Source organism: Allobosea sp. P1_A7, assembly GCF_056406775.1.
The window spans coordinates 1-11,712 of record NZ_JBFTZN010000041.1 but is presented as its reverse complement, the minus strand read 5'-3'; the positions used below and the strand labels follow the sequence as shown (position 1 = coordinate 11,712).

The 11,712-nt window shown below is 65.0% G+C and carries 10 protein-coding genes; 6 read left to right on the top strand and 4 right to left on the bottom strand.

What is annotated here, in order from left to right:
* Nucleotides 1-45: 45 nt before the first annotated feature.
* The 4 genes from AC1D34_RS09720 (at nucleotide 46) to AC1D34_RS09705 (ending at nucleotide 4,790) form a co-directional block, all read left to right on the top strand.
* Complete coding sequence (locus AC1D34_RS09720) at nucleotides 46-1,710, top strand: efflux RND transporter periplasmic adaptor subunit (protein ID WP_476824096.1); 1,665 nt, start codon at nucleotides 46-48, stop codon at nucleotides 1,708-1,710.
* A 10-nt stretch (nucleotides 1,711-1,720) separates the two neighbouring features.
* Complete coding sequence (locus AC1D34_RS09715; RefSeq protein ID WP_476824095.1) at nucleotides 1,721-2,470, top strand: ABC transporter ATP-binding protein; 750 nt, start codon at nucleotides 1,721-1,723, stop codon at nucleotides 2,468-2,470.
* Nucleotides 2,467-3,699 (top strand): ABC transporter permease, encoded by a 1,233-nt coding sequence (locus AC1D34_RS09710; protein ID WP_441489330.1) that lies wholly within the window; start codon nucleotides 2,467-2,469, stop codon nucleotides 3,697-3,699. Before AC1D34_RS09715 ends, AC1D34_RS09710 begins: the two co-directional genes overlap by 4 nt.
* A gap of 119 nt (nucleotides 3,700-3,818) precedes the next feature.
* Nucleotides 3,819-4,790: a diguanylate cyclase domain-containing protein gene (locus tag AC1D34_RS09705; protein ID WP_476824094.1), complete on the top strand. Its 972-nt coding sequence runs from the start codon at nucleotides 3,819-3,821 to the stop codon at nucleotides 4,788-4,790.
* A gap of 6 nt (nucleotides 4,791-4,796) precedes the next feature.
* On the opposite strand, the gene AC1D34_RS09700 is transcribed toward AC1D34_RS09705, so the two are convergent.
* Nucleotides 4,797-5,162: a winged helix-turn-helix transcriptional regulator gene (locus AC1D34_RS09700; protein WP_476824093.1), complete on the bottom strand. Its 366-nt coding sequence runs from the start codon at nucleotides 5,160-5,162 to the stop codon at nucleotides 4,797-4,799.
* Between the two features lie 122 nt (nucleotides 5,163-5,284).
* On the opposite strand from AC1D34_RS09700, the gene gstA reads away from it, so the two are divergent.
* Together gstA and AC1D34_RS09690 are read left to right on the top strand one after the other, a co-directional pair.
* Nucleotides 5,285-5,893, top strand: coding sequence for a glutathione transferase GstA (gene gstA, locus AC1D34_RS09695; RefSeq protein ID WP_476824092.1), 609 nt, complete (start codon nucleotides 5,285-5,287; stop codon nucleotides 5,891-5,893).
* A 14-nt stretch (nucleotides 5,894-5,907) separates the two neighbouring features.
* Nucleotides 5,908-6,291, top strand: a complete 384-nt coding sequence (locus AC1D34_RS09690; RefSeq protein ID WP_476824091.1) for a nuclear transport factor 2 family protein — start codon at nucleotides 5,908-5,910, stop codon at nucleotides 6,289-6,291.
* Nucleotides 6,292-6,506: 215 nt separating this feature from the next.
* Here AC1D34_RS09690 and AC1D34_RS09685 read toward each other — a convergent pair whose 3' ends face one another.
* The 3 genes from AC1D34_RS09685 to metF all read right to left on the bottom strand — a co-directional run.
* On the bottom strand, nucleotides 6,507-6,929 hold the full coding sequence (locus tag AC1D34_RS09685) for an N-acetyltransferase family protein (RefSeq protein WP_476824090.1): 423 nt from the start codon (nucleotides 6,927-6,929) through the stop codon (nucleotides 6,507-6,509).
* Entirely contained in the window at nucleotides 6,929-10,684 is a 3,756-nt protein-coding gene (metH, locus tag AC1D34_RS09680) for a methionine synthase (protein WP_476824111.1), read from the bottom strand. The genes AC1D34_RS09685 and metH overlap by 1 nt, the downstream gene beginning before the upstream one ends.
* A gap of 129 nt (nucleotides 10,685-10,813) precedes the next feature.
* A partial coding sequence (gene metF / locus AC1D34_RS09675; RefSeq protein ID WP_476824089.1) for a methylenetetrahydrofolate reductase [NAD(P)H] occupies nucleotides 10,814-11,712 on the bottom strand: 899 nt, incomplete at its 5' end.

Here is an 11,712-nt window from a genome sequence, read left to right as displayed (position 1 = left end):
CCTTGCGAAATGTGTCCGGCTGCGCCGGATGACGGGGACAACGACTTGCGCAAACTGGTGATCGCTGCCGGCCTTGGTCTGACCGCTGCAGCAGCAGGCTATTGGGCAATCCGCCCCACGGGGGGAGCAGCCAGTGACGTCGCCTATCGTACGGCGTCGATTGATCGGGGCCAGATCACCGCAGCCGTTCGCGCCACCGGCACATTGACCCCGATGACCACCGTCCTGGTCGGCTCGATGCTGTCGGGCCAGATCGTCGAGATCCTTGCGGACTACAATTCGCAGGTGAAGGCCGGCCAGGTGGTAGCCCGGCTCAACAGCGACCAGATCCGGACGCGGCGCGATGCTGCCGCCGCCGATCTCGCCCAAGGCAAGGCCGACCTTATCGTCAAACGCGCTCAACTCGACCGCGCCAAGTCGAGCCGTCTCAAGGCCAATTCAACCGTCAAGGACCTTGAAGCACAGCGCGATCGCGTCGCCGCCCAATTGGCCGATGCAAAACGCACGTTCGACCGGCAGAGCGAGCTTTTCAACCGCAACACCGGCTCGCAGCAGAACCTGGACAATGCCCGAACCCAGGTCGAGATCCAGACCGCCACGCTCGCCTCGACCGAGGCGCAGATCGCCTCGGCCAAGGCCGAACTCAACGGGCTCGACGCCGACATCCTGCTGGCGGAGGGGCAGCTTCAGTCCGGCGAGGCCCTGATCGCCAGTCGCGAGGCCAAGCTCAAGGACATCCTGATCGATCTCGAGCGAACCGATATCCGTTCGCCGGTCGACGGCGTCGTGGTGCAGCGCCAGGTCGATCTCGGTCAGACCGTCGCCGCCTCGCTCTCCGCGCCCGTCCTGTTCCAGATCGCGCAGGACCTGCGTGAGATCGACATCTACGCAAATATCGACGAGGCCGATGTGGGCCGCCTCCAGCCTGGCCAGCCCGTCTCCTTCACGGTCAACGCCTATCCGAACCGCACCTTCGAAGGTCGCGTCAACATGGTGCGACTGGGTGCGCAGACCATCCAGAACGTCGTCACCTATACCGGAGTCGTGCGCGTCGAGAACCGCGACATGGCACTGCTACCGGGCATGACGGCCAATATTCAGGTGGTTACGGAAGACCGCAGCAACGCATTGCGTGTCCCCAATGCAGCCTTGCGCTTCCGCCCGCCCGGTCAGGCGGCGGGACCAGCAGGCGCCGCCGCATCCCCATCGGGAAGCCCGCAGGCCGGACGTGGTGGCGCCCGCGCCGTCACCGCGCTGCGCGAGCGCCTCGAAACCGAGCTGCAGCCGACGGCCGAACAGAAGCAGGCGATCACCGCCATCCTCGAGGAGCGCCGCGGTCCCGGTCGTGCCGCGATGGCCGGCCTCTCCGAGGACGAGCGTCGCGCCGCCTTCCGCGCCGCTCGCAGCGAAATGCGCACGAAGATCTCGGCCGCTCTCGATCCGGAACGCCGCGCCAAGTTCGAGGCCATGATGGAGGAAGGCCGCGCGTCCTCGCAAAGGGGAGTTCCCGGACGCGTCTATGTGCTCGATGGCGAGGGCCAGCCCAAAGTGATCCAACTCATGCTCGGCCCGACCGACGGCGCCTATACCGAGATTGTCTCCAGCGACCTCAAGGAGGGCATGCAGGTCCTCGTCGGCGGCGGCCCGCGCAGCGCTGCCGCAGTTGAACCCGCCGGCCGCCCACCGGTACGCGGACCGCGTCTGTTCTGAAGGCAGCCTCATGGCCCTGATCGAAGTGCATGAACTCAGCCGGATCTACAGCCTCGATTCCGGCAGCGTGATCGCGCTCGACCGAGTGTCGCTTGAGATCGAGGCCGGCGATCTGGTCGCAGTGATGGGCCCCTCCGGCTCAGGAAAATCCACGTTCATGAACCTGATCGGCTGCCTGGACCGGCCGACCGGCGGCCATTACCGGCTCGATGGGGTCGCAGTCGAAACCTTGTCGAGCGATGGTCTGGCCGAGCTGCGCAACCGCAAGCTCGGCTTCGTCTTCCAGCAGTTCAACCTGCTGCCTCGCGTCGACGCCTGTGCCAATGTCGAACTCCCCATGGTCTATGCCGGTCGCGACCGCAAGATACGCCGCGAGAAGGCACTTGCCGCGCTTGGACGCGTCGGGCTGGCGGAGCGTGCTCATCACCGGCCGATGCAGCTGTCCGGCGGCCAGCAGCAGCGTGTCGCCATCGCTCGCGCCCTGGTGAACGAACCGCGTCTTCTGCTCGCCGACGAGCCGACCGGCGCACTCGACAGCCGGACCGCGCTCGAAATCCTGGCGCTGTTCCAGGACCTGAACCACGAAGGCGTGACCGTCGTCATCGTCACCCACGACGCCGAGGTCGCGCGCCACGCGCGGCGCGTCATTCGCTTCCGTGACGGGCACATCCTTTCCGATCAGCGACAGGAGCCCGCCGACGCACGTGCCGCCCTGGCAGCGCTCGACCACGCGCCGCCGACAGCCGAGGTTGCGGCATGAGCCTTTGGGAAGCCATCCGCTCGGCTCTCTCCGCCATCGGCGCCAACGCGCTGCGCTCGGCCCTGACGATGCTCGGCATCATCATTGGTGTCGCCGCCGTCATCGCCATGGTCGCGATCGGCTCCGGTGCGCGCGAACGCGTCACCGGGCAGATCAAGTCGCTCGGCGCCAATCTCGCCATCATCCAGTCCGGCAACGTCACGCAAGGGGGCGTCAGGCTGGGCGCGGGGGCCTCTTCGACCCTGACAGACGAGGATGCCCGCGCCGTCCTTGCCGAGGTCGAGAACGTTACTGCTGCAGCGCCCGTCATCGTCACGCGGGCACAGGCCGTCTACGCCGGCACCAACTGGTCGACACAGATCACGGCGACCGATCTCGATTTCTTCACCGCGCGCGAATGGAGCGTGGCCGAGGGCCGGCTGTTTGAGCCAGAGGAGTTGCGGCGCGGTGAGATCGTTGCCGTCATCGGCCAGACCGTCGCCAAGAACCTCTTCGGCGAGCAGGATCCCCTCGACCAGATGTTCCGCATCCGCAATGTGCCGTTCAAGGTCATCGGCGTGATGGCGCCCAAGGGCCAGTCGGCCCTCGGACAGGATCAGGACGACGTCATCTTTGTGCCGCTGGACACCGGTCGGCGCCGGATCATCGGCCGCAACTATGCCCGCGATCGTTCAGTCCAGACCATCATGGTGAAATTTGCCAACGAAGACGCAATCGCTCCCGGCATCGCGGACACGACTGCCCTGCTGCGCCAGCGCCACAGGCTTCCCGAGGATCAGGACGACGATTTCATCGTCCGCAACCTGACCGAGATCGCCAATACCGCGACGGCCGCCGCCACCACCCTCTCCTGGCTGCTCGCCGCCGTCGCCGCCGTTTCGCTGCTGGTGGGCGGCATCGGCATCATGAACATCATGCTGGTCTCGGTGACCGAGCGGACCCGCGAGATCGGCTTGCGGCTTGCCGTGGGTGCGCGTCAGCGCGACGTGCTCGCCCAGTTCCTGATCGAGGCCACCACGCTCGCGACCATCGGCGGCGCCGTCGGCATCGCGCTTGGCGTCGGTGCGGCTCTCACCATCGCCCGCATAGCCAATTGGCCCTCGGTCATCTCGATCGAGACGATCCTGATCGCGGTCGGTGTCTCCGGGATGATCGGCGTCTTCTTCGGTTTCTATCCGGCGCGGCAGGCGGCGCGCCTCGACCCGATCGAAGCTCTGCGGCGGGAATAGCGCGAAAGCGAATCCCCACGGTTGCAAGACCCCGTTAATCATCATCGCCTAGCGTCGATGGTATCGCAGCCGAACGCGCAAAGCTGGTTGCTTGGCGCGTAAGCCGAGACCTGAAACCCATGTCGCTGCAAGACGCCGAAGCCCGACGCCTCTACGATCAGGCCACATTATTGGCCGGAATCGGCGCTTGGGAATGCGAACTCGCCACCCAACAGCTCAGCTGGACAGCCGGTGTCTACGATCTCTTCGGCCTGCCGCGTGGCTCGACCCTGCACCGCCCCTCTACCGTCGAACTCTACACGAACGATTCCCGCACCGAGATGGAGCGCCTTCGCGCCGCGATGGTCCGCACCGGCAAGGGCTTTGTCCTCGATGCCAGGATCACGACCGCCGAAGGGAGCAGCCGCTGGATGCGCCTGAGTGCCGATATCACGCACAAGCAGGGGCGCCCCTGGCGCATCTATGGGGCCAAGCAGGACATCACCGGCGAGAAGCAGATGTGGCAGGGCTTGCGTCAGCTCGCCTATAGCGACCCGCTCACCGGCCTCGCCAACCGCCGGGCGTTCGAGGCGCAGCTAGCCGAGCTGCGGCGCATTCCGGCTGATGGCTGCGCCCTGGGCGCACTCGCCCTCATCGATCTCGACATGTTCAAGCCGATCAATGACCACCTCGGCCACGCCGCTGGCGATGAATGTTTGCGGCAAGTGGCCCTGCGGTTGGAGGCCACGCTGAGCGACGCGTTGACGATCGCCCGCATCGGCGGGGACGAATTCGCGCTGCTGATCTGCTCGACCGCCGGCTCGTCCCATATCCTGCACCGGCTGAACCAGGCCCTCGCGGCGCTCGCGCGCCCAGTCACCTGGAACGGTCGGTTGATCGAGATCAGTGCCTCGATCGGTGCGACGATGCTGCTCCCGGGCCGACACCATGATCCTGACCGGAGCTTCGCCGAAGCCGATTCTGCGCTCTATGTCGCCAAAGCCTCAGGCCGCAATCGGTTGCATCTCTTCGGCGAGCCATTGCAGGGACAGCCCAGCGCGGATGCGATGCAGGGCGCGCTCGCGGATATGAGAGCGCTTCGCGCCGGCTGAAGCGTTTCAGGCGGCTTCAGCCGCCTGCCCCATGCGCTCCTTCAGACGCTGCCCGACCGCGACGATCGCCTCGATCGCCGGCATGAGCTCCAACCCGAGAACCGTCAGCCCATATTCGGCTGATGGTGGCGAGCTCGGCAGCACGCGCCGCTCGACAATGCCGCGGCTTTCGAGATCGCGCAGGCGCTCGCTCAACATCTTGGCCGAGATCAGCGGCATGTCATGGCGCAGCTCGCCGAAGCGACGGGGACCAGCGCTCAGATACCAGATCACATTCGGCGTCCAGGCTTTGCCCAGTACCTGCATGCAGGTGCCGACGGCGCAGGTCGGCGGCGGAGTTTTCGCCCGATTCTTCCGTATCTTCAACGCCATGCGAGGCTGTCTCCGGTTACCGGAATGATACCGGAAAATGCAGTAACGACAAGTTACTGGATATACAGAAGTTATCGCCCTGCCTACCCGTGTGGTCACCGGTCAACACGGAGACGCACATCATGAAGCTCTACTACGCCCCCGGCGCCTGCTCGCTCTCGCCCCACATCGCGCTGCGCGAAGCCGGCCTGCCATTTACCCTGGAGAAGGTCGACACCAAGACCAGGACGACCGAGACCGGCGCCGATTTCACAACGGTCAATCCGCGCGGCTACGTTCCGGCGTTGCAGCTCGACAGCGGCGAGGTGCTGACCGAAGGCGCGGCGATCGTCCAGTATATCGCGGACCTTAAGCCCGAGGCGGGACTCGCGCCAAAGGCCGGAACGCTGGCGCGCGCACGGCTGCAGGAGGAGCTCAATTTCATCGCTTCCGAGTTGCACAAGGCCTTCGGCCCGCTGTTCAGCACCACGATTGGCGACGATGCCAGGCGTGAAGCGAAGGAGAAGGTCGCCCGGCGTTTCGGCGACGTCGAGCAGAAGCTCTCGGACGGGCGTCCCTACCTTCTCGGCGAGACCTTCAGCGTCGCCGACGCCTATCTCTTCGTTGTCACGAACTGGGCGAACCATACCGGCGTTGCGCTCGATGCCTGGCCGAAGCTCCAGGCCTTCATGCAGCGTCTGACCGGCCGCAACACCGTGCGCCAGGCGATGCAGGCCGAAGGCCTGATCTGAAGGAGGCGCCTGCGATGGATGCCCGCTTTGCCGAAATCGTCGAGGTCCTGACACGCTATTTCGATGGCCTCTATCACAGCGATGCCGACAAGCTCGCCGGGGTCTTCCATCCGCAGGCGATCTATGCCTGCGCCAGCGATGGCAGTCTCATCCATCTGACCATGGACGCCTATCTGCCCATGGTCGCAAAGCGCCCCTCCCCGGCCAGCCGGGGCGAGGCGCGGCAGGACCGCATCCTTTCCATCGAATTTGCCGGGCCAGTGACCGCGCTCGCCCGCGTCGCATGCGCCATCGGGCCGAAATCCTTCACCGATCTGCTCAGCGTCGTCCGGCTCGACGGGCGTTGGCAGATCATCGCCAAGGTCTTTCACGTCGATCTGGCGGCGCCGTCTCCCTGACCGTGCGGTCCGCGAGGGGGGCCTGAGGGCTGGCGATGGCCGGCGTGCCCGCCACCGAATTCGGCCGCCCTCAGGCTGAAGCGCCCGGCGCAGTCATGTCGGCGCGGAGCGACGCGAATCTCAAGCATCGGCCCGAAAAGTGGATTGCGGTTTTCGGGAAAGCCGATGCAATCACAGATGGTTAGATCATCGGATACGATATCCGGTCCGATGATCTAGACCGGTCCGAGCGGCTTGACGAAGACGGCCTGGCCGTCGAGCGCAAGGCCCATGTCGCGCCAGCCATGCTGGCGGTAGAAGCGCGCAGCGCGGGTCGTCGCGCCTGTCGTCAGGTATGCTTGCCGGTGCCCCTTCCCCGCAAGCCGCTCCAGCGCCGCATCCAGGAGTGCGCGACCATGGCCGTGCCCTTCGTGATCGGGAGCGATGAAGAGCGCCCAGATGAGAGCCGTCTGGTGGTTGGCGCAGGTGAAGCCGACAACCTCGCCGCCCTCCTCGCTGACGAGGAAGATGGCCTGCTCCATATACCACGCGACCTCCTCATCGCTGACTTTGGAAGGGTCGCGGAGCACGTTCTCCTTCACGGCCAGCCGGATCACGCCGATGCGCGGCAGATCGGCCGGGATAGCCGCCCGCAGCATCACTCGGCGGCCTCGAGCCGATAGGCGCTGGGCTCGTAGTTGAGGATCGGCGCCAGCCAGCGCTCGACCTCGTGGATCGCCATGCCCTTGCGCGCCGCGTAATCCTCGACCTGGTCGCGCTCGACCTTGGCGACACCGAAATAATAGGCGTCCGGGTGCGACAGATAGAGTCCTGAAACCGAGGAGCCCGGCCACATCGCAAAGCTCTCGGTCAGCTTCACGCCGACCCGCCGCTCGGCCTGCAGCAACTCGAACAGCGTTTCCTTCTCGGTGTGATCGGGCTGCGCCGGATACCCGGGCGCCGGCCGGATGCCGCGATATTCCTCGCGGATCAAATCCTCATTGGCGAGGTTCTCGTCGGGGGCATAGCCCCRGAACTGCGTGCGAACGAGCTGGTGCATGCGTTCAGCCATCGCCTCGGCGAAGCGGTCGGCCAGCGCCTTGACCATGATCGAGCGGTAATCGTCGTTGTCGCGGGCGAATTTCTCGGAGATGCGCTCCTCCTCCGCTCCCGCGGTCACCACAAAGGCGCCGATATAGTCAGGCCGCTCGATGCCCTCGGGAGCGACGAAGTCCGAGATGCACATGTTGGGCTTGCCGTCGCGCTTCGAGAGCTGCTGACGCAAGCCGTGGAAGGTCGCGAGCGTGTCCTGGCGGCTCTCCCCGGTATAGAGCCGGATATCGTCCCCGACGGCATTGGCCGGCCAGAAGCCGATCACGGCCTTGGGATTGAACCAGCGCTCCTCGACGATGCGCTTCAGCATCGCCTGCGCATCGTCCCAGAGCGCGCGAGCCGCCTCGCCCTGCTTCTCGTCCTGCAAGATCGCAGGGAAGCGTCCCTTCATCTCCCAGGTCTGGAAGAACGGCGTCCAGTCGATCACCGGCACGAGATCGGCGATGTCATAAGTCCGGAACACGCGCGTGCCGAGGAAGCTCGGCTTTGGTGGGGCGTAGTTCGCCCAATCCGCCTTGAAGGCATTCGTCCGCGCCTTCACCAGCGGCAGGCGCTGCTTATCGGCCTCGGAGCGGCGATGAGCGGCGGCGACCTTGGCGTACTCGCCCCTGACGCCCTCGATATAAGCGGGCTTTTGGTCCTGCGAGAGCAGGCTTGAGACGACGCCGACGGCGCGCGACGCGTCGGTGACATAGACCGTCTGCCCCTGGCTATAGGCCGGGTGAATCTTCACCGCCGTATGCACGCGGCTGGTCGTTGCGCCGCCGATCAGGAGCGGAATGTCGAAACCCTCGCGCTCCATCTCGGACGCGACGGTCACCATCTCGTCGAGCGAAGGCGTGATCAGGCCCGAGAGGCCGATGATGTCGACCTTCTCCTTGCGCGCGACATCGAGGATCTTCTGCGTCGGCACCATCACGCCGAGGTCGATGACCTCGTAGTTATTGCACTGGAGCACGACGCCGACGATGTTCTTGCCGATGTCATGGACATCGCCCTTCACCGTCGCCATCAGCACCTTGCCGGCGGCCGAACGCTCGGAACCACCGTTCAGGCGCTTCTCCTCCTCCATATAGGGCATGAGATAGGCCACCGCCTGCTTCATCACGCGGGCCGATTTCACCACCTGCGGCAGGAACATCTTGCCGGCGCCGAACAGGTCACCGACCACGTTCATGCCGGCCATCAGCGGCCCTTCGATGACATGGAGCGGCTTCTCGGCTGCGGCGCGGGCCTCCTCGACATCGGTGTCGATGAAGGCGGTGATGCCGTTGACCAGTGCGTATTCCAGCCGCTTCTCGACCGGGTTATCGCGCCAGGCCATGTCCTTGCCGGAAATCGCAACCGAACCGTCGCCCTTGAAGCGCGGGGCGGCATCGAGCAGTCGCTCGGTCGAATCCTTGCGACGGTTGAGGACGACATCCTCGCAGAGCTCGCGCAGTTCGGGATCGAGGTCGTCATAGGAGCCGAGCTGGCCCGCATTGACGATGCCCATGTCCATGCCGGCCTTGATGCAATGGTACAGGAACACCGAATGCATCGCTTCGCGGACCTTCTCGTTGCCGCGGAACGAGAAGGACAGGTTCGAGACGCCGCCCGAGATATGGGCATGCGGCAGGGTCTCGCGGATCGCCCTGGTCGCCTCGATGAAGTCGTTGCCGTAGTTGTCGTGCTCCTCGATGCCGGTCGCAACGGCAAAGATGTTGGGATCGAAGATGATGTCCTCGGGCGGGAAGCCGATCTGCTCGGTCAAGAGCTTGTAGGCCCGCGTACAGATCTCGATCTTGCGTTCGAAGGTGTCGGCCTGGCCGGTCTCGTCGAAGGCCATCACCACCACCGCCGCGCCGTAGTTGCGGCAGATACGGGCGTGATCGAGGAAAGCCTCCTCGCCTTCCTTCATCGAGATCGAATTGACGATCGGCTTGCCCTGGATCGTCTTCAGGCCGGCTTCGATGACGTGGAACTTCGACGAGTCGACCATGATCGGCACGCGGGAGATGTCCGGCTCCGAAGCGATCAGATTGCAGAACTCGGTCATGGCCTTCTCGGAATCGAGCAGGCCTTCGTCCATGTTGATGTCGATGACCTGCGCGCCATTGGCGACCTGGTCGCGTGCCACATCCAACGCTGCGGCGAAGTCGCCTTCCTTGACCAGCTTGCGGAAGCGGGCCGAGCCGGTGACGTTGGTGCGCTCGCCGACATTGACGAAGGGAATGGTCTCGTCGAGCGTGAAAGGCTCGAGCCCAGCCAACCGCAGATAGCGTTTGATCTCCGGCACGGCGCGCGGCGGCTTGCCCGCGACGGCTTCCGCGATCGCGCGGATATGGCCGGGCGTCGTGCCGCAGCAGCCGCCAACGACATTGACGAGCCCGGCATCGGCGAACTCAGCGAGCATTCCGGCCGTCGCCTCGGGGCTTTCGTCATACATGCCGAATTCATTGGGCAGGCCGGCATTCGGATAGGCGCAGATCAGCGTATCGGCAACGCGGGACAGATCCTTGATATGGGCCCGCATCTCGCGCGCGCCGAGCGCACAGTTGAGACCAACCGTCAGCGGCGCGGCATGGCGGATCGCATTCCAGAACGCCTCCGTGGTCTGGCCCGAGAGCGTGCGCCCCGAAAGGTCGGTGATCGTGCCGGAGATCATCACAGGCAGGCGCAGGCCCTTCTCGCGATAGACCTCCTCGATCGCAACGATCGCAGCCTTGGCATTGAGCGTGTCGAAAATGGTTTCGACCAGTATCAGCTCGGAGCCGCCATCGATCAGGCCACGCACCTGTTCGGCATAGGATTCGCGCACCTGATCGAAGGTCACCGCGCGGAAACCCGGATTGTTCACATCCGGCGAGATCGAAAGCGTCCGGTTCGTCGGCCCGATCGCGCCGGCGACGAAACGACGGCGCCCATCGGCCTTCTGAGCGAGAGCGGCCGCTTCGCGCGCGAGCTTCGCCGAGGCAACGTTCAGCTCATAGGCCAGCGCCTCCATGCCGTAATCGGCTTGGGCGATCTGCGTCGACGAAAACGTGTTGGTTTCGACGATATCGGCACCCGCCTGGAAATAGGCGAGGTGGATTTCGCGAATGGCGTCCGGCTGGGTCAGGACCAGCAGGTCGTTATTGCCCTTGAGATCGTGGTTCCAGCCCTTGAAGCGCTCGCCGCGAAACTCTGCTTCCGAGAGCTTCAGGTTCTGGATTTGCGTCCCCATCGCACCGTCGAGCACGAGGATGCGCTCGGACGCGGACTGGCGAAGCGCGCGCTCGATCTCGATGCCATCGACCTGGCTGGGATTGTAGTCTGACATCGCGAACGCCTTCGTCATGAAACTCTGCTCGTATGGTCTTCCCGTCATTGCGAGGAGCAAAGCGACGAAGCAATCCAGAGGCCACTAAAGACAGGCTGGATCGCTTTGCTTCCAATGACGGCTGGCACGCTACTCCGCGGCCGCCTGCTGCGGCGCGGCCCTGTCGGGCTTCAAGCCGACAAGATGGCAGATCGCATAGACCAGGTCGGCCTTGTTCATCGTGTAGAAATGCAGGTCGGAGACGCCACGGTCGATCAGGTCGAGCACCTGCTCGGCGCAAACCGCGGCCGCCACGAGCCGGCGCGTCGCGGCGTCGTCTTCCAGGCCCTCGAACCGATCGGCCAGCCATTGCGGCACGCTCGCGCCCGTCTTTGTGGCGAAGCTCGCCGTCTGCTTGAAATTCAGGACGGGAACGATTCCGGGCAGGATCGGGATGTCGATCCCCCGAGCCCTGACCTTGTCGAGATAGCGGAAATAGACGTCGTTATCGAAGAAGAACTGCGTGATCGCCCGGGTCGCACCGGCATCGACCTTCTTCTTCAAGGCATCGATATCGGCATCGAGCGAGGCCGCTTCCGGGTGCTTTTCGGGATAGGCCGAGACTGTCACCTCGAAATCGGCGACGCGCCGAATCCCGGCGACCAGATCAGAGGTCTGGTGATAGCCCTGCGGATGCGGCTCGTAGACCGTTCCCAGTCCACCGGCCGGGTCACCGCGCAGCGCCACGATATGGCGCACGCCGGCCGCCCAATAGGAGCGGATCACGTCGTCGACCTCGGCGCAGGTGGCGGAAACGCAGGTCAGGTGCGCCGCCGGCTTCAGCCTGGTCTCGTCAACCATGCGCTTGACGGTGTTGTGCGTGCGTTCGCGCGTCGAACCGCCGGCACCATAGGTCACCGACACGAAGGTGGGCCCAAGCGGCTCGAGACGGTGCACGCTCTCCCAGAGTGTCGTCTCCATCTCCGGTGTCTTCGGAGGAAAGAACTCGAAAGAGACGCTGGGCCGGCGGGTGCCGTGCCGGCTGGGGC